General features: G+C 55.7%; 19 protein-coding genes. 10 read left to right on the forward strand and 9 right to left on the reverse strand.

All coding sequences use genetic code 11. The features are described 5' to 3' along the window. Positions 1-83: 83 nt before the first annotated feature. Entirely contained in the window at positions 84-869 is a 786-nt protein-coding gene (locus tag ACR0JB_RS04850; RefSeq protein ID WP_170393999.1) for an enoyl-CoA hydratase, read from the reverse strand. Positions 870-927: 58 nt separating this feature from the next. On the opposite strand from ACR0JB_RS04850, the gene ACR0JB_RS04855 reads away from it, so the two are divergent. After that, the gene (locus tag ACR0JB_RS04855; RefSeq protein WP_170394001.1) at positions 928-1,371 is read left to right on the forward strand and encodes a PaaI family thioesterase; all 444 of its coding nucleotides are present in this window, start codon (positions 928-930) and stop codon (positions 1,369-1,371) included. Positions 1,372-1,427: 56 nt separating this feature from the next. Here ACR0JB_RS04855 and ACR0JB_RS04860 read toward each other — a convergent pair whose 3' ends face one another. Further along, the gene (locus ACR0JB_RS04860; protein ID WP_170348662.1) at positions 1,428-1,655 is read right to left on the reverse strand and encodes a DUF1127 domain-containing protein; all 228 of its coding nucleotides are present in this window, start codon (positions 1,653-1,655) and stop codon (positions 1,428-1,430) included. Between the two features lie 98 nt (positions 1,656-1,753). On the opposite strand from ACR0JB_RS04860, the gene ACR0JB_RS04865 reads away from it, so the two are divergent. Further along, positions 1,754-3,157 (forward strand): aminotransferase-like domain-containing protein, encoded by a 1,404-nt coding sequence (locus ACR0JB_RS04865; RefSeq protein WP_170394003.1) that lies wholly within the window; start codon positions 1,754-1,756, stop codon positions 3,155-3,157. A 4-nt stretch (positions 3,158-3,161) separates the two neighbouring features. Here the strand turns inward: ACR0JB_RS04865 and ACR0JB_RS04870 are convergent, their stop codons facing one another. After that, on the reverse strand, positions 3,162-3,524 hold the full coding sequence (locus tag ACR0JB_RS04870) for a nuclear transport factor 2 family protein (protein ID WP_170394005.1): 363 nt from the start codon (positions 3,522-3,524) through the stop codon (positions 3,162-3,164). 237 nt (positions 3,525-3,761) lie between these two features. Here ACR0JB_RS04870 and rplM point away from each other — a divergent pair, with 237 nt between their 5' ends. Further along, positions 3,762-4,220: a 50S ribosomal protein L13 gene (gene rplM / locus ACR0JB_RS04875; RefSeq protein ID WP_170348665.1), complete on the forward strand. Its 459-nt coding sequence runs from the start codon at positions 3,762-3,764 to the stop codon at positions 4,218-4,220. Between the two features lie 6 nt (positions 4,221-4,226). Continuing rightward, complete coding sequence (rpsI, locus tag ACR0JB_RS04880) at positions 4,227-4,712, forward strand: 30S ribosomal protein S9 (protein WP_039535473.1); 486 nt, start codon at positions 4,227-4,229, stop codon at positions 4,710-4,712. Between the two features lie 118 nt (positions 4,713-4,830). Here the strand turns inward: rpsI and ACR0JB_RS04885 are convergent, their stop codons facing one another. The 5 genes from ACR0JB_RS04885 to ACR0JB_RS04905 all read right to left on the reverse strand — a co-directional run bounded on the left by ACR0JB_RS04885 (position 4,831) and on the right by ACR0JB_RS04905 (position 8,906). Beyond that, positions 4,831-5,499, reverse strand: coding sequence for a YrbL family protein (locus ACR0JB_RS04885; protein ID WP_170358413.1), 669 nt, complete (start codon positions 5,497-5,499; stop codon positions 4,831-4,833). 355 nt (positions 5,500-5,854) lie between these two features. Then, the gene (locus ACR0JB_RS04890) at positions 5,855-6,016 is read right to left on the reverse strand and encodes a hypothetical protein (RefSeq protein WP_170505242.1); all 162 of its coding nucleotides are present in this window, start codon (positions 6,014-6,016) and stop codon (positions 5,855-5,857) included. Positions 6,017-6,188: 172 nt separating this feature from the next. After that, the gene (locus tag ACR0JB_RS04895; protein WP_170375278.1) at positions 6,189-6,680 is read right to left on the reverse strand and encodes a hypothetical protein; all 492 of its coding nucleotides are present in this window, start codon (positions 6,678-6,680) and stop codon (positions 6,189-6,191) included. Between the two features lie 193 nt (positions 6,681-6,873). Next, positions 6,874-8,241, reverse strand: coding sequence for a sensor histidine kinase (locus tag ACR0JB_RS04900; protein WP_367648486.1), 1,368 nt, complete (start codon positions 8,239-8,241; stop codon positions 6,874-6,876). Beyond that, a complete protein-coding gene (locus ACR0JB_RS04905; protein WP_170348669.1) occupies positions 8,238-8,906 on the reverse strand; it encodes a response regulator transcription factor in 669 nt (222 codons plus the stop codon). The genes ACR0JB_RS04900 and ACR0JB_RS04905 overlap by 4 nt, the downstream gene beginning before the upstream one ends. Positions 8,907-9,045: 139 nt before the next feature. Between ACR0JB_RS04905 and ACR0JB_RS04910 the strand changes: the two genes are divergently transcribed. The 5 genes from ACR0JB_RS04910 (at position 9,046) to ACR0JB_RS04930 (ending at position 14,690) form a co-directional block, all read left to right on the forward strand. Next, positions 9,046-10,134 (forward strand): type 2 periplasmic-binding domain-containing protein, encoded by a 1,089-nt coding sequence (locus ACR0JB_RS04910; protein WP_170394007.1) that lies wholly within the window; start codon positions 9,046-9,048, stop codon positions 10,132-10,134. 80 nt (positions 10,135-10,214) lie between these two features. Beyond that, on the forward strand, positions 10,215-12,245 hold the full coding sequence (locus ACR0JB_RS04915; RefSeq protein ID WP_170394009.1) for a tripartite tricarboxylate transporter permease: 2,031 nt from the start codon (positions 10,215-10,217) through the stop codon (positions 12,243-12,245). A 91-nt stretch (positions 12,246-12,336) separates the two neighbouring features. After that, complete coding sequence (locus ACR0JB_RS04920; RefSeq protein WP_170394011.1) at positions 12,337-13,425, forward strand: 4-oxalomesaconate tautomerase; 1,089 nt, start codon at positions 12,337-12,339, stop codon at positions 13,423-13,425. A gap of 51 nt (positions 13,426-13,476) precedes the next feature. Next, complete coding sequence (locus ACR0JB_RS04925) at positions 13,477-13,713, forward strand: hypothetical protein (protein WP_170394013.1); 237 nt, start codon at positions 13,477-13,479, stop codon at positions 13,711-13,713. Further along, positions 13,710-14,690, forward strand: coding sequence for a D-2-hydroxyacid dehydrogenase family protein (locus ACR0JB_RS04930; RefSeq protein WP_480789722.1), 981 nt, complete (start codon positions 13,710-13,712; stop codon positions 14,688-14,690). Before ACR0JB_RS04925 ends, ACR0JB_RS04930 begins: the two co-directional genes overlap by 4 nt. On the opposite strand, the gene ACR0JB_RS04935 is transcribed toward ACR0JB_RS04930, so the two are convergent. Further along, complete coding sequence (locus tag ACR0JB_RS04935; protein ID WP_480789723.1) at positions 14,659-15,576, reverse strand: AbrB family transcriptional regulator; 918 nt, start codon at positions 15,574-15,576, stop codon at positions 14,659-14,661. The genes ACR0JB_RS04930 and ACR0JB_RS04935 overlap by 32 nt on opposite strands. Before the next feature lie 225 nt (positions 15,577-15,801). On the opposite strand from ACR0JB_RS04935, the gene ACR0JB_RS04940 reads away from it, so the two are divergent. After that, positions 15,802-16,482 carry a GntR family transcriptional regulator gene (locus ACR0JB_RS04940; RefSeq protein ID WP_480789724.1) on the forward strand — a complete coding sequence of 227 codons (681 nt, stop codon included), beginning with the start codon at positions 15,802-15,804 and terminating at the stop codon, positions 16,480-16,482. The last annotated feature ends 9 nt before the right edge of the window (positions 16,483-16,491 follow it).

The raw sequence follows: 16,491 nt of genomic DNA on the forward strand, positions 1-16,491 counted from the left end.
CCTGTCCCAGCATTGCCACAGTGTCGCCCTTTTGGGAAGTGCAAAATTACGAACAATCGTAAAAATTGTTGACAATAATCGCTTTATTGGTGCCAGTTCGGCGGCCTTTTTTCGATAAATGCAGATATGCCTTCTTCGGTATCGCGATGCAGCATATTCTGCGCCATTACGTCTCCGGTATAATCATAGGCCTGCTCCAGAGGCATTTCCAGCTGCTTGTAGAAGGCCTGTTTGCCGATTTTCACAGCCGAACCCAATTTGGCCGCAAGCTGATCGGCAAGCGACACGGTTTCATGCTCCAACAGCATTTCGGGCACGACGCGATTGATCAGACCCAGCTCGGCTGCGGTTTCGGCCGAGATAAAGTCGCCAGTCGTCAGCATCTCGAACGCGCGCTTGCGCGAGATGTTCCGGCTGAGGGCAACCATCGGTGTCGAGCAGAACAAACCGATATTCACACCGTTCACGCCAAACCGCGTACCTTCAGCCGCGACGGCCAGATCGCAGGTGGCAACCAACTGGCATCCCGCAGCGGTGGCGATACCGTGGACCTGTGCGATGACCGGTTGGGGCAGGGACCGGATTGACAGCATCATCTGGGTGCATCTGGCGAACAAGCCTTGGAAATAAGCTTTGCCGCCGTCCTCGGCCTGACGTCCGGCTGTCATCTGTTTCAGATCATGACCCGCACAGAACGCTTTGCCTTTACCGCGCAGGATAACCGCCCGAATCGCGCTGTCATCGCACAGGCTGTCGAACTCGGATTGCAGGGCAGCCAGCATTTCGTCGCTCAGGGCGTTCAGACGATCGGGCGCGTTCATTGTCAGTGTGGCGACTGCACCTGTGTCGTTACGTTCCAAAATTGCCATCTTGCCCTCCGTAGCGATGTTGGGCCAACTCTAGGTCGGCAAGTCGAGGAGGGGAAGCATGTCATTGGCCATGAGCCGGGAAGACCTGATGGAATACCTGCGGCAAATCTTCCCACAGGTACATCGGGATTTCGTCGTGGAAAAGTTGGATGAGGAGTCGATCGAGATGCGATTGGTTGTCGAAGATCGCCATCTGCGCCCTGGCGGTACAGTTTCAGGGCCATCCATGTTCGGGCTGGCGGATGTTAGTGTCTATGCGATGATCTTGGCGCGCAAGGGACGCCAATCCTTGGCCGTTACCACGAACAGCTCCTTAGATTTTCTAAGAAAACCCGAGGGCGGCAAAGATATTATTGCCCGATGTCGACTGCTAAAGCTGGGCCGTAGTCTGGCTGTTGGGGATGTGCTGATGTTTTCAGAAGGGTCGGACAGACCCGTCGCGCGCGCCACGATGACCTATTCATTACCTCCCGAAGGATCGGCCGCGGCGGCCTTCGGATAAAAAAGGCCGGGCGAAGCCCGGCCAGGAAGAGGTCCCATCAAGGGACTGGGGAAAACTCAACCCTGCCAGAATGGGCGGGTGAATTCCTGTCGAGCCTGATATCTTGTCAGACCGACATCCTTAAGAAGCCTGTCATCCAGCTTGGACAGATTGAGCCGGCTACGGCGTTGACGTTCCCATTTCGTGACCGTCGCCGCAAACCGCACGGCCAGCGCGGCGATCAGCGGCAGCCGGGGGCTGTCGTTCAGCAGCAAGAGGGCGGGGTTGTGCATCGAGCGTGTCATCAGGGTATCCTTTCAAATTGTATTGACACAAAGTTAAAGTGTTCGGTATATGTGCTTGATACATTCAGGATTGTGCCAAAATCAAAGGAAGAATTGTAATGGATACAATTTGGCCGGAATCGCTGCCAAAATCCAAGGGGCCGAAATATACTCTGGTCGCTGATACAATCAGAAAAGCGATTGATAACAAGTTGCTGGAGGTCGGGACAAAGCTGCCCCCAGTGCGTGAATTGGCGTATCGGTTACAAATCACGCCGGGCACAGTTGCGCGGGCTTATACGATTCTGACGGATGAGGGATTGTTACACGCCGAGGTCGGACGTGGTACATTTGTCGCCCCGCCCAAATCGCCAATCCTGGATGATGTCTGGGCCCGTCAGCTGCATTTGCAAGACAACAAGTACAATGCCAATGTCAGTCTTTTCAGCCCACGATTGGCGGATGTTGGGCAGGTCTCGCTAATCCGGGAGTGCCTGCAAAAAGTGGCCCAGGCTGATCCGGGCCTGTTTTTGAACTACCCGACCCGCGACGCCTATCAACCCATGCGGCAGGCGGTGGTAGAGTGGCTGTCTGACCTACCTTTGGGTGCATTGTCGCATGACGATATTGTGCTGACGCATGGGGGGCAAAATGGGCTGTGCCTTGTGTTTCAAACAATCCTGCGGGGGCCAAAACCGGTCGTTCTGGTCGAAGACCTTTCCTATGCCGGGTTCCGCCGGGCTGGGGAATTGATGCGCGCTGATGTGGTTGGCGTGAAAATGGATAAGTGGGGCGTAGATCCGTCCGCGATGGAACATGTCCTGCGCCAGACACCAGCACAAGCCATCTGCGTTTCACCAGAGGTACAGAATCCGACCGGCGCGCATACACCGCTTGAACGTCGGAAAGAAATTGTCGACGTGGCCCGGCGCTTTGACCTTCAGATCATCGAGGATGATTGTTATCGCATGGGTGACGCTCGTGAACCCAGCTTTCGTGCTTTGGCACCGGAACGGGGGTGGCATGTATCTTCAATCTCGAAAACTCTGACACCTGCGCTGCGTGTTGGGTTTGCCATTGCCCCGCGTGAGCGGAGCGTCGACCTGCGGCGTTCGGCGGAATACGGGTACTTTGGTTTGGCGCAGCCGTTGGCGGAATTGACCAGGTTGCTGCTGTCTGATCCTCGTACGCTGCAGATTGCAAGGGACGTGCGGGTTCGAATGGGTGAATATGTTCGCGTTGCGGTCAACGCCTTGGGCGGGTTCGATTTGAACTGGGCGCCGGATGTGCCTTTTGTATGGCTGAACCTGCCTTCGGGCTGGCGCGCCGCAGCCTTCAGCCGTGCGGCTGAACGAGAGGGGATACAGCTCCGGTCTGCCGATGAGTTCGCTTTGCGGGACGGACGAGCCCCGAATGCGGTTCGTATCGCCATGAACGGGCATGTGTCCCTGGAGCGGTTTGAGGATGCGATGCACAGGTTGCGGCGTCTGCTGGACAATCCGCCGGAACAGATCAGTGTTTGATCGTTCAATTCAGTGGGGCCGGATCACCAAAGAAACCCGCCAAATCGGATATTTTACCCTCGGCATCCAAACGAACAAAATCGTGACCTGACACAACGATACCGCCATCCGGACCGATCATGTGCCAAGTAAAATGGACAACATCGTGATGGTTGGACGGTTCGCTTGTCAGTTCAACACGTCCACCAGAACTCAGTAGAACTTCGCCAATATGATCGCACAGGTTCACGCGGCCATTCACTTCGGCGGTCGGGTCGACATAGCGACCGTTTTCAGCAAAGCACTTTGTCAAAAGCACTAGGCGCTTATCCGGGTCCGTCTCTTGCCAGGATGCGCCGTAGTCAGCGATGGTTTGTTGCCACTCCATAGTAGTCACGCTCCTTGAATCGATTTGCTTATTCAGTATAGCGGGCGAGGCGGGGCAGGGGTAAATGGGCTTAATTATGGGGTAAAATAATACCTATTTTATAACTCATTGATTTTAAAATATTTAAAAGAGTTTAGTGTTGTTGACCTGCGCTGCGGGGGCCTCTAAATACGCTCCATCGAATTCGGGCCGCTCTGATTTGGGGCGGTCTTTCACATCAAACAGGACTATCCTGCCATGAAAACCTTTTCTGCAACACCTGCAGACATCGACAAGAAATGGATCCTGATCGACGCCGAGGGCGTTGTTCTGGGCCGTCTTGCCTCGATCGTCGCCATGCGCCTGCGTGGCAAGCACAAAGCGTCGTTCACCCCGAATATGGACATGGGCGACAACGTCATCGTTATCAACGCTGACAAAATCCAGATGACCGGCAAGAAGCGCGAAGAAAACTTCTACTGGCACACTGGCCACCCGGGCGGCATCAAGTCGCGCACCAAGCAGCAGATCCTCGAGGGTGCACACCCCGAGCGCGTCGTGACCCAAGCGGTCAAGCGTATGCTGCCGGGCAACCGCCTGTCGCGTCAGGTTATGACCAACCTGCGCGTTTACGCCGGTGCCGAGCATCCCCACGAGGCGCAAGCGCCCGAAGTTCTGGACGTTAAGTCCATGAACAAGAAAAACACCCGGAGCTAATGACCGATGGCTGATCAGATCAATACTCTCGAAGAGCTGAGCGCCGTCGCAGGCGTTGAAACCGTGGCCGAAGAAGTCATCGTGCGCGAACCCGTGCGTGACGAGCTGGGCCGCTCTTACGCCACCGGCAAGCGTAAAGACGCTGTTGCCCGCGTTTGGATCAAGCCGGGTTCCGGCAAGGTCACCGTAAACGGCAAGGATCAGGACAAGTACTTTGCTCGTCCCGTTCTGCAGCTGATCCTACGCCAGCCGTTCCAGGTTGCTGGTGTAGAAGGTGAGTTCGACGTTGTCGCAACCGTCAAAGGCGGTGGCCTGACAGGTCAGGCCGGTGCGGTCAAGCACGGCATCTCGAAAGCGCTGCAACTGTACGATCCGTCGCTGCGTGGCGCACTGAAAGCCGCTGGCTTCCTGACCCGCGACAGTCGCGTTGTGGAACGTAAGAAATACGGTAAGCGCAAGGCGCGTCGTTCGTTCCAGTTCTCCAAGCGTTAATCGCTGCAAAATACAAATTTCAAACGGTCGCAAGAAATTGCGGCCGTTTTCTTTTGGGCAATCAATATTTGACCGATACCCAGTGAGTATTTTCTTTGGCCAAAGAGAGGTTTGTTGACTAACGCTCTGACTTGGTGAGCAAAGCGTTCTCGGCAACGGTCGTAAATTTCTCTCTGATCTGATTGATCTTGCGCCGGTTCAAAGACCGAAACCAGCGGCGAACGGGGATGATCTGCTTGCTACCAAAACTGTCTATCCACACCCAGCGGCCAGACCCGTCAGAAAACGTTTGATAGACAATATTGCCGGTATTCTTGTTGCTGATAAGGACCTGTTCTTCGATCAACATATCGAAGTGTTTGTGCAGGGAAGCCAAATGTTCTTGCGTCAAGCCCCCGCTTTTCGCCAATTCCTTCAGACTGGGCGACAACTGCCCATCGGGTTCGGAAATTCGTTCATAGACGAGGGCAAGGCCGATATCGGTTTGCACAACACCCCGGACCTCACAAACAGGAATAGCCTCATCCCTGTGCTGGTAACGCACCATAAGGTCAAAGGATTCGTGAAACTCGCGCAGGAAACCTTTGAATACAGTAGATCGCCGAAACGTTCGATCGAACCAAGTGTCACCCAAAAGACCGTCCTGGCCATCCGTCGTGTCCGGTTGCGGGACTTTTAGAAGCGCGTCGGACGCATCAGGGTGTTGGTAAACAAACTGCCGATTACCCTGAGCTATCACCTCAGAGTTTTTGAGCCTTACCAAGTTTTCGATTCGAGCGGTTGCCATGCCGCCAAATTATAACAGTTTCGTGAAGGTGCAAGCCGAGGTCGTGCCTCAGAACATCCCCCCGAAAAACACAGGTGATCGGATGAATTTCTGTAGTTGAAATAAGTCACATAATACGTTGTTAAGTAAGTATTAACAGTAATTTTGTTCGAATTTAGGCGAAGTCGGAGTACGAGCTTCGGCCCGCCGATCATCAGCAACGCGCTGACCGGTCAAACCCTCTGGCACAGCGAGAACAACACTCTAAACGCGCCGAGCATACCCCCCTCAACCAGAGCGTCTTTTTGCTAAGGCGAGATGATCACCTTTCCATCGCTCTTTTTCGAAGCACTGGTCAAGCTTGAGACCACATCTTTCAAAGCAAGCCGTTCTGAAACGTCGGTTTGCCGGCGTCCATCGGTGAAACGGGTTTGGACCTTGGCCGCAACCCGCGCCTGATTTTCGTGCCGGTGGCCTCAGCGGAATGTCCGTCTTGTGTCAGATCGGTTCCGAACATGGTCGGGGGCAGGGTGGTCATAGTCGCTCTTTCCGATTGAGCGGCACAGCGGCAATGGACTTGGTGTGCGTTCCGCTAGTTCGCAACCAATCAAATGCGGTGTGGAAGACCAATCGACACGCAAGATGACGTGATTGGAATAATGATCACGCCAAAAGAGGACGGGCTGCCCCGAATGGCAGCCCGCCGAGTTTCACTGTCCTGACAGCAGATTGCTGAGTTCTTGGATCTTTGTCGCGATCGTTTCAGGCGATGCTTTGATATCGTCCAGAATTTGGATGGCTTGTGTTTTAAGGTTCTGCGCCAGATCGCTTTCCTGAACCGAGGCAACCAACGTGTCATAGTCAAAATTATCAAGGGTCAGTGTGCCGTCTTCAATCCATGAATTTAGCAGATCCTGGCCCTGAGTTGCCAAGGCGGCAACTTGATCACCGGCCTGATCAGCCAGATCCGTGGCTGTTTGCCCTGCTTGTTCAGCCGCGTCTGAGGCCTGTTCCGAGATGGAGGACGCGGCCTCACTGGCTTGCTCGGTCACAGAGCTTGCCGCTTCGCTAACAGCCTCAGAAGCGTCCTCTGCCGCCGATTGCAATTGTTCGGCGGGTGTGGGGTCTGGTTGGGTAGTGTAAAAATAAATTCCTGCGCCAGCGGCAATGATGACCACGGCCAATATGATAGTACGCGACATGTGTCTCTCCTTTGGAAAATGTGTCGCCGAGATGGGTCAAAATTACCCGAGTTCAAAGGGGAAATCCCGGAAATTCTTTTCAAATCCGTGGATTGAGCCATGCTATGCCTATCCGCGAAGAGCGAGCGGCAATAACACGCCGCCATACATTAAGATGCGCGGTTTCACGGCTCAGCATACGGATTCGTCCGTTTTAAAGGGCGATTGGAAGCTCAAGCGTGATGCTTGCTCCTTTTTCGACTTGGTTGATCGACACCGATCCCCCATGCCGTTGAGCCACGGCTGAAACGATTGACAAACCCAACCCGCTGCCTTCGGAATAGTCCAGCTGCGAAAACCGACTGAAGGCCGCTTCGCTTTGATCGGGCGAAAGGCCCGCTCCGTCATCCGCTACGGTTACACTGACCGCGCCTTCGTCACGCTGCAGCACAACAGAAATTCGGCTCAACTTGGTGCCGCCGTGCTTTACTGCGTTGTCCAAAAGGTTCTTCAGGGCCTCAGTTAAAAACACCCGATCACCGGACACCATGATCGCCGCCTCGGGCATCGTAACGTCAAACTCGATACCCTTCGCCAGGATGTGAACACCCATCTCGGCACAGGCTTCTTCCACAACCAAGCGGAAATCAATCTCATCCATTTGATCCTGGTGCGTCGGTTGCCTGAGCCTTTCAAGTGACAACAGTTGTTCGGCCACCGTTGCCGAGTTCTTTGCGGCCGCCACAAGCTCGTGGATGCGTTTTTCTCGGTCATCATCCGTTTTCGCATCCCGAAGCGCCTCGGCCATCGACTGGACTGCGGCCGCCGGATTCCGCAACTGATGAGCTGCTTCGGATATGAAAACCTGGTGGGCGTTGATGCTGTGTTCGACCTGCCCAAAGAGCCGGTTCAAAGTCTTTACAACACCTTGCACTTCGTCCGGGACAGGACGCTTAATCTCACTTAAATCATCTGGCGAACGAAGGTCGATCGCGTCCTGCAAATCCAGCAATGGTCTCAGGCCACGCGCTACGCCGAACCATACCACAACAGCCAAGGTGGCCAGCAGGATGCCCATGACAATTCCGGCGCGAATGGACAGTTCATTGGCAAATGCGTTGCGATCCGCCATCCGTTGCCAAACCGTGACCGTCGCATCACCTACAAGATTTTCCAAGGTCACACGTTCTGTCATCTTTAAAACGCGCACTGGTTCATCGCGGTAGATCGCTTCGAAAAACTGTGGCTTGTACACCTCTTGCACCGACGAGTTCGCGGATGCCGGAGGGTAGGCATAACCCGTCACGTAAATGCCGCCGGGGCCAGTCACATGATAGAAGATCTCACCGCCCGATGCGTCGCGGATCAGACTGCGTGTGGTGGGCGACAACGCATCACCGCCCGAAATCGCCACATCCCGAGAAATTGCCAGGCCAGCTGAGAGTAGACTGTCGTCAAAAAGCTCCTGAGCGGTCTTCTGGGCAACCATAAAACGCCAAAACCCAAGCAGCACTGCAAGCAGCACCAAAGGTGTCAGGATAAGAATGAACAGCCTTAGCCTGAGCGAGCCGTGGTTGATCACTTCTGCACCTCAAGCAAATACCCCAGACCGCGGGCTGTCTTAATCTTTATACCCAGGTTTTGAAGGCGCTTTCGCAGTCGCGACACATGAGGTTCAACAGCCGAAACCTCGACATCCGCCCCTACACCATAGACGTAATCAGTTAGTTGGCTTTTGGGAACGATCCTGCCCCGACGCTCCAACAGGCATTCCAGCACCGCTATTTCCCGTCGCGGAATATCCATCACCTCACCCTTAACGCTGACCTGACGAGCAGTGCGGTCGAACTCTAGGCTGCCGATGCTTTCCCGCGCTCCGTAATCAAGCTGTTTGCGGCGTGAAAGCGCCCGGATGCGTGCCTCCAACTCGTCCATTTCGAAGGGTTTGACCAGATAATCATCGGCCCCCATGTCCAAACCAGACACCCGGTCGCTTGTCTCAGTGCGTGCTGTCAGCAGAATTACGGGCGCACTGTCTCCACGGTTGCGCAGCGATTTCAGGATTTCCAACCCGGACCGACCTGGCAGGTTGATGTCCAGAACGATCAAGTCCGCGCTTTCCTGTTCAAGATACAGGTCCGCTGCGTCGCCGTCGGTCAGTACATCTGCTGCATGTCCGCGGTCTCGCAGACGATAGGCAATTGCGTTGGCAAGGGGTTCATTATCCTCGACGATGACGATCCGCATCGGGTCTCCTGCAAGTTTCGCGCAAGGTTGGCACTCCATGATTGCCAGATGGGAGGGGGAATCAACCCCACAGTTCTATTTACGATCATGGTGGCGCGACAGTCGCTGGCGTGGTTGTCTGGTCAACAGGGAGGAACCAATGGCCATTACCAAATTCACCCGTCGCGCCGTCGTGGGGCTGATTGCCGCCGCCGGTCTCACGGCACCCGCCGCAGCCGAGGTCGACTTCTCAGGCAAGACTATCGAATGGGTCATCCCGTTCTCGGAAACGGGCGGTTCGGCCAAATGGGCCAATTTCTTTGCACCACTTCTGTCCGAGGCTCTGCCAGGACAGCCAACCGTGGTTGTTAAGTTCATGCCCGGCGCAGGTTCGACCAAAGGTGCCAACTGGTTCCAGGAACAGGCGCACGATGATGGAACTTTGCTGTTCGGCACCTCGGGTTCTACACAGTTCCCGTATCTGCTGAGCGATCCGCGCGTCCGCTATGAATACAATGACTGGATTCCGGTGATGGCGTCCGGCACCGGCGGTGTCGCTTATCTGAACGCCGAGGACGGCGCCAAGTTTGATGGTTCCGCAAATGCACTGAAAGACACCAACTTCATTTACGGTTCGCAGGGTGCGACCCGGCTGGACCTCGTGCCGCTTTTGGCATGGCAAATGTTGGGTATGAATGTTGAGCCGGTATTCGGCATCAAGGGTCGTGGCGACGGCCGACTGATGTTTGAGCGCGGTGAAGCCAATATCGACTACCAGACTTCGTCCGGGTATCTGGGCGGTTCGGCACCGCTGGTCGAGGCCGGTCAGGCCGTGCCAATGATGACGTGGGGCGCACTGGACGCTGACGGTAACATCGTCCGCGACCCGACCTTCCCGGACATTCCGACCTTCAAAGAGGTTTGCGAGGCCACTGATGGTTGTGAAACCAGCGGCGAGGCCTGGGACGCATGGAAAGCCTTCTTCGTTGCGGGTTTCCCGGTGCAGAAACTGGCCTTTCTACCCGGCGACACACCGCAGGAAGTGGTCGATGCTTATACCGCAGCATTTCTGGCTGTGACCGAGCGCGGGGATTTTGCCGATATCTCGTCCAAGCGCGTTGGGAAATATCCGGTTTTTGTCGGTGACGGTTCAAAGTCGGCGCTGCAGACGGCAACCAATGTCGACGACAATGCCAAGGAATATGTCCTGAATTGGCTGAAAGAGTCCTATGGCGTCGAGCTGAACTAAGCCGATAAGCCGCAGCGCGCGCCTGTAACGAAGGGCGCGCGCTTTTCCATACACAATACAATTTATGAAAGGCGGCCGCTATGGAGGTTTTCGCCACCGCTCTTCCTGCGCTTGGAGAGGCGTGGGGTCTGATCCTGCAACCCATCGTTCTGGGTTACCTTGTTCTGGGTGTTGTCATGGGGCTGGCCGTCGGAGTTTTTCCTGGCCTCGGTGGAATAGCCGGTCTTTCCCTGTTGCTGCCATTCATGTTCGGCATGGACCCGATCCTGGGGCTGGCGCTGATGATCGGGATGGTCGCAGTTGTGCCCACTTCGGACACGTTCGCATCTGTCTTGATGGGTATTCCCGGCAGCTCTGCTTCGCAGGCCACGGTGCTGGACGGGTTCCCCATGGCGAAAAAGGGCGAGGCTGCGCGGGCCTTGTCAGCAGCCTTTTCGTCTTCGTTGTTTGGCGGGCTAGTTGGCGCGACCTTCCTGACCATGTTCATTCTGATCGCGCGACCAATCGTGCTGGCCTTTGGCCTGCCCGAGATGCTGATGATCACCATTCTCGGCCTGTCGATGGTCGCTATTTTGGCGGGGCGCATTCCGCTGAAAGGCGTCGCCGCTGCGGGTTTGGGCCTGATGGTCGGCACCATCGGTGAGGCCGATGCGGGCGGGTCGCTGCGGATGGCGACTTACGACATTCCTTATCTGACAGACGGGCTGAAACTGGTCATCGTGGGCTTGGGTATTTTTGCCGTCCCTGAAATCGTCTCTTTGCTGCGACAGGATCGATCTATCGCCAAGGGGGCCTCGCTGGGGGCTGGATGGCTGGATGGTGTAAAGGATTGGGCTGCGAATATCTGGCTGTCGGTCCGGTGTTCGATCATCGGTGTGGTTGTCGGTGTCATCCCCGGCCTCGGAGGTTCCGTCGTCGACTGGATCGCCTATGGACACTCGGTGCAAACCACCAAAGACAAGAGCAACTTTGGCAAGGGCGAAGTGCGCGGGGTCATTGGCCCGGAAAGCTCGAACAACGCGAAAGAGGGTGGTGGGCTTGTTCCTACTCTGCTGTTTGGTATTCCCGGTTCGGGATCGATGGCGATTTTCATCGGTGCAGTTGCATTGTTGGGGTCTGGCGACATTGAGGTTGGCCCGAGCATGCTCAAGGACAATCTCAACATTACCTATTCCATCGTCTGGCTGTTGGCCTTGGCCAACGTCGTTGGAACCATTCTGTGTATCGCCGCTTCGGGCGGTATCGCCAAGCTGACAACCATCCGCTTCACCTATCTGGCGCCGTTCCTGTTCATGCTGATCAGCTTTGCGGCCTTTCAGTCTGGTCAGAATTTCGAAGATCTTCTGGCCTTGTTTGTCATCGGTCTGATTGGCATCTTCCTGCGCCGTTTCGACTGGTCGCGCCCGGCTTTCCTGATCGGTTTTGTCCTGTCAAACCCGGTTGAGAAGTTCACCAATCAGGCGTTCCAGATCGCCTCTTTCCGGTTCCGCAAAAGCTTTGGTGAGGGGATGGAGTACGTGTTCAGCCCAATCGTCATCGTGCTGATCGTGGTTACGGTTGTTTCGATCATTCTAGGTATTCGACAAGCCAAGATGATCATGGCCGAGGGTGAGGTTCAAGCAGGCACCAAACGTGCGCCGCTTATCTTCCTGCTGGTGATCATGGCCTATCTGATCATCGCTTTGGTGAACGCCAATATGATCCCCAACTACAACATGACCGACAAGATCATCCCGCTGGTGATCGGCAGCGTGTCTTTGTTCTGTTGTGTCATTTTGTTGGTCCAGATGATGAGGCGGCCAGAAGGTGATCCAATCTTTGCCGACAAAGAGATTGCCGGCGAGGACGCGAGCGCGCCTCACGGCCTCTGGTCTACCTTGGCATGGTTCGCCAGTTTGATCGCGGCCACTTGGGTTGTGGGTTTCATCCTCGCCTTGCTTGGGTTCCTGATCGCCTTCTTTCGCATTCGTTCCGGGGCGGACTGGCGGTTAACTCTGATCCTGACCGCCTGCGGCATTGGCTTCATGTGCTTCATGGCAGGTGCTCTGAACCGGGACTTCCCGCCGGGTCTACTGCAAGACATGGTCAGCTTGCCATGGCCACTGAAGTAAGCGGTCCAATGATGCCCGACCTGATGAACAGCACGCAGCACGGGGCTGAATTCACAAAAAACCTCACACGGTTTGTAAAGGACGGTTCGCTATGACCCAGACAGCAATCCCGTATATTTTCATGCGTGGCGGCACTTCGCGGGGGCCTTATTTCCGCCGCTCTGATCTGCCCGAAGATCGGGACAGGTTGGCTGACGTTCTGGTCGCGGCCCTTGGGGCAGGGCAATCAATCAACATCGACGGGATCGGTGGTGGCACAGCGGTGACCACAAAGGTTGCAATGCTGTCTGTCAGCGATGATGACTGGGCCGATATCGACTATTTCTTCGCGCAGGTTTCGGTTGAAGAGAAGTTTGTCGATTTCAAACCCACCTGCGGCAACATCCTGTCCGGCGTCGCTCCGGCTGCAATCGAAATGGGTTTGTTCCAACCAAAAGGTGATGTGACGGAGGTTCGCATTCGCGCAGTCAACACAGGTGCCCGTGTTGTAGCCAAAGTGCAGACGCCGGGGGGTGAGCTGGTCTATGAAGGCGATGCAGAAATCGCCGGAGTACCCGGGCAATCAGCGCCGATACAACTTAGTTTCATGGGGGTTGTAGGATCAGCCACTGGTGCATTTTTGCCCACCGGAAACCTGCGCGATGCAGTGCAGGGGATTGAGGTGACCTGTATGGATGTTGCCATGCCAATGGCCATCGCGCGGGCCTCAGATTTCGGCCTGACAGGGTATGAAAGCGCTGATGAGTTGGATGCCAACCGCGGTTTCTTTGACCGGATGGAGGCGGTTCGGATCGAAGCCGGAAAATTGATGGGCATGGGGGACGTGTCAAAATCAGTGACACCCAAATTCGGCCTTGTCGCGCCCGCCAAGAAAGGTGGAACCCTAGCAATTCGGTATTTCATGCCGTGGAGGACTCATCCGACCATGGCCGTTACCGGCGCACAATGTATGGCGTCTTGCGCTTTGACACCCGGAACAGTCGCCGACAGTCTGTTGGATCGACCCGAGGCAAGCCCGGCTGATGTTGTGCTGGAACATGCATCAGGCAACATCGACGTGTTGGTGGACTTTTCAAATGGCCAGGAGTTCAAAGTCAACTCAGCAGGTCTGGTGCGGACCGCGCGGAAGTTGGCGGATGGACATGTCTATGTGCCGGAATCTGTATGGAACGGGAGTTGAAATAGGGATCATAAGTTGGTATACTTCGGTATACAATTTAGGGATGCCGCGATGGATGACTATTCTGAATGCCTTGATATTGCGCGTCAGGAACTCAGGTTGGCGCAGGCGGCCCTAAGGCGGGACATGTCGGAATACCCAACACCGATCGCCGGATGCGATGAGCAGTTCAACCATTTACTTGATCAAAGCGAACGCGTTCGAAATGCGCTTGCCGCACTCGACGCACAGCATTTTGTGCCGACACCAAGAAAGCTGACAACAGGGCAGGGTATAGAAAGCCGATGAAGGTTCACATTCTGGATGATTGGTTTGATACGCTGCAGGGTCTGCCCTGTTTTGGGAAGCTTTCCAAACATGACGTGAAGGTCTGGACCGATCATGTCGAAGACACCGACGAACTGGCCGCGCGCTTGCATCAGGCTCAGGCGCTGGTGCTGTTTCGCGAACGCACCAAAATCAGTCGCGCCTTGATTGAAAAACTGCCCGACCTGAAACTTATCAGCCAGCGCAGCGTGTACCCCCATGTCGATGTGCAGGCATGCTCGGACCACGGCGTACTGCTGTGTTCGAACATGCATGGCGGGACGCCCTCATATGCCGCTGCCGAACTCACCTGGGCGCTGATCATGGCCGGAATGCGCGATTTACCTGCACAGATAGCCTCGGCCAAGGCGGGGCATTGGCAGGCCGGAGTAGGCAAAACACTTAGGGGGCGGCAGCTGGGCCTTTATGGCTATGGCCGTATTGCCCGCGCCGTCGCTGGTTATGCCGAGGCGTTCGGTATGAACGTCGTCTGGTGGTCTTCGGGCGAAGGCCGGGCACGGGCACAAGCAGATGGAGTACAGGTCGCGCCCGACCGCGACGCGTTCTTTGCCAAAAGTGACGTCGTCTCGATCCATGTGCGCCTGAAACCAGACACGCATGGGATAGTCACGGCGTCAGATTTCGCGCAGATGCAATCAGACGCGCTGTTTGTGAATACATCCCGTGCAGGGCTAATTGTTCCCGGTGCGTTGCTTGACGCGTTAAACGCGGGTCGTCCTGGCAAGGCCGCAATTGATGTCTTTGATACAGAGCCCCTTACAGATCCGAATGATCCGTTGCTGTCGCATCCCAACCTGATTGCAACCCCGCATATCGGATTCGTCACCGAAGATGAGTTCGACCTGCAATTTGCCGACATCTTCGATCAGGTGAACGCCTATGCCGAGAAAGCTCCGATTCACATGATCAATCCCGAGATTTGGACCAACGCAAGATAAGATTGGCCACGATGGGCGCGCCGATGATGACCAGAACGATCCGCGTCAGGTGGTGGGTGATCACAAAGCCAAGATCTGCCCCCGAAACGATGGCTAGAACCGTCATTTCGGCCTGCCCGCCGGGGGCGAAGGCAAGGAATGCCTCAACCGGCTGACCGAAGCCCAGTGTGGTGACGACAGCAGTAAAGGCGGCCGCAAGTATGGCTAGCACGACGACATAGGCAATGCCTGCTGCCACAACCCTGCGCAATTCAACCCATGTGACGCCAACAAATTTCACACCGATCCCGCAGCCGATAAAGAACTGCGCTGCAAGGATGGCCTCGCGCGGCGGGCGGGTATGAATGAAGTCCCCCAGAGACAACGCCGCAGTCAGTATCATTGGTCCCAGTATGGACGCGCCGAACAGGCCGATCCGTTCACCACCTTTCCAGCCGACAATGGCCGCCAGAACCATAAGCGCCAGTTCATGCAAGGGCAGGTCGCGGGCGGGCTCTCCGATTGGGTTGGTGAGTTGTGCGTCGTAAAACACGGTTAAAAACAAAGGGGCCAACGTCACGATGATCAGCACACGCGTACCATGGATCAGGGATAGGGTACGCGGGTTTGCCCCGGCCTCGGAACCGAAGATGATCATGTCCTGCAATCCACCGGGCATAGCCGCGTAGAAAGCGGTTGTGGTGTCAAAGCCCCAGACTTTTCGAAAGAATGGCACCCCAACCAGCGCGATCAAAAGGATGAAGAACGGGATCAGCGCGATCGATGCTGCCATCTTTGGCAATTCAACAAACAGGGCCGGTGTAATAGACGCCCCAACCGCCACACCCAATATTGTGCGAGCCGCGACTGAGACCTGACCGAAACCCGCCATGGGGGCATGAGCCAAGGCAGCAATCAGACAAGCGCTCATTGGGCCGAATAGAAAGGGCAAAGGCAAGCTCAATGCCCAGAATACTCCCGTTCCCAATACTGCAAGGCCGAGTGTTACGGCCCGTCTTAACAACAGAGAAGATGTCTTTAACTGGTCGGACAAGGGAAGAATTCCGGCGTTGTTGACTCACAATGTATCCATTTGTATACATCAGGACACACAATGACAAGAGAGCCCGCAATGACAATTCAGGACGACCCTTTCCAGCCCGGTCCGCAAGGAAATTCCGCGTATAAGCGTTTGCTGGAAGAAATTCGCGAAGGCACGCTTTTGCCCGGCGAACGCCTGCGCGAGGTCGAGTTGTCCGAACGGTTAGGCGTCAGCCGTACCCCTGTACGTGAGGCGATCCGGCACCTAGAGGCCGATGGTCTTGTCACCCATGTTCCCCGGCAGGGCGCGACCGTTCGAAGTCTTGATTACGCCGAGATCATGGAGCTCTATGAAATGCGCGCGGTGTTGGAAGGTACCGCGGCCCGGCTGGCAGCACGCGCGGCGTCAGAAGTCGAGCTGGATGAGCTGGACGTGCTGACAGACCGGCTGGCCGAAGCGGGCACCGGCACAGATACGGCACGGATTAACAGAGTTTTTCACGCCACTTTGCTTGATGCGGCCAAGAACCGGTTTATGACGAAATCCATGCTGTCGCTTCAAAAGGCGCTGTTGATCCTTGGGCCATCGCAACTGTTGGATGGTGACAGGGCTGAGGCGGCAGTGGCCGAGCATCGACGCATCATGATCGCGTTGAAGGCCCGTGATGGTGCTGCGGCCGAGACGGAAATGCGTGCGCATATTCAGGCGGCGCAACGGATGCGGATACGTGCGTTGCAGGAACGCGACCGCACAATTGACGAAAGCCAGTAGGTAGTCAGG

This window comes from Ruegeria sp. BI7, assembly GCF_056537925.1.

Bases quoted from the DNA above. Each gene is read 5' to 3' on its own strand.
- rpsI (WP_039535473.1), top strand. From the start codon at position 4,227: ATGGCTGATCAGATCAATACTCTCGAAGAGCTGAGCGCCGTCGCAGGC.
- ACR0JB_RS04920 (WP_170394011.1), top strand. From the start codon at position 12,337: ATGACCCAGACAGCAATCCCGTATATTTTCATGCGTGGCGGCACTTCG.
- ACR0JB_RS04930 (WP_480789722.1), top strand. From the start codon at position 13,710: ATGAAGGTTCACATTCTGGATGATTGGTTTGATACGCTGCAGGGTCTG.
- ACR0JB_RS04940 (WP_480789724.1), top strand. From the start codon at position 15,802: ATGACAATTCAGGACGACCCTTTCCAGCCCGGTCCGCAAGGAAATTCC.
- ACR0JB_RS04890 (WP_170505242.1), bottom strand. From the start codon at position 6,016: ATGACCACCCTGCCCCCGACCATGTTCGGAACCGATCTGACACAAGAC.
- ACR0JB_RS04850 (WP_170393999.1), bottom strand. From the start codon at position 869: ATGGCAATTTTGGAACGTAACGACACAGGTGCAGTCGCCACACTGACA.
- ACR0JB_RS04925 (WP_170394013.1), top strand. From the start codon at position 13,477: ATGGATGACTATTCTGAATGCCTTGATATTGCGCGTCAGGAACTCAGG.
- ACR0JB_RS04905 (WP_170348669.1), bottom strand. From the start codon at position 8,906: ATGCGGATCGTCATCGTCGAGGATAATGAACCCCTTGCCAACGCAATT.
- ACR0JB_RS04910 (WP_170394007.1), top strand. From the start codon at position 9,046: ATGGCCATTACCAAATTCACCCGTCGCGCCGTCGTGGGGCTGATTGCC.
- ACR0JB_RS04860 (WP_170348662.1), bottom strand. From the start codon at position 1,655: ATGACACGCTCGATGCACAACCCCGCCCTCTTGCTGCTGAACGACAGC.
- rplM (WP_170348665.1), top strand. From the start codon at position 3,762: ATGAAAACCTTTTCTGCAACACCTGCAGACATCGACAAGAAATGGATC.
- ACR0JB_RS04885 (WP_170358413.1), bottom strand. From the start codon at position 5,499: ATGGCAACCGCTCGAATCGAAAACTTGGTAAGGCTCAAAAACTCTGAG.
- ACR0JB_RS04865 (WP_170394003.1), top strand. From the start codon at position 1,754: ATGGATACAATTTGGCCGGAATCGCTGCCAAAATCCAAGGGGCCGAAA.
- ACR0JB_RS04870 (WP_170394005.1), bottom strand. From the start codon at position 3,524: ATGGAGTGGCAACAAACCATCGCTGACTACGGCGCATCCTGGCAAGAG.
- ACR0JB_RS04915 (WP_170394009.1), top strand. From the start codon at position 10,215: ATGGAGGTTTTCGCCACCGCTCTTCCTGCGCTTGGAGAGGCGTGGGGT.
- ACR0JB_RS04855 (WP_170394001.1), top strand. From the start codon at position 928: ATGTCATTGGCCATGAGCCGGGAAGACCTGATGGAATACCTGCGGCAA.
- ACR0JB_RS04895 (WP_170375278.1), bottom strand. From the start codon at position 6,680: ATGTCGCGTACTATCATATTGGCCGTGGTCATCATTGCCGCTGGCGCA.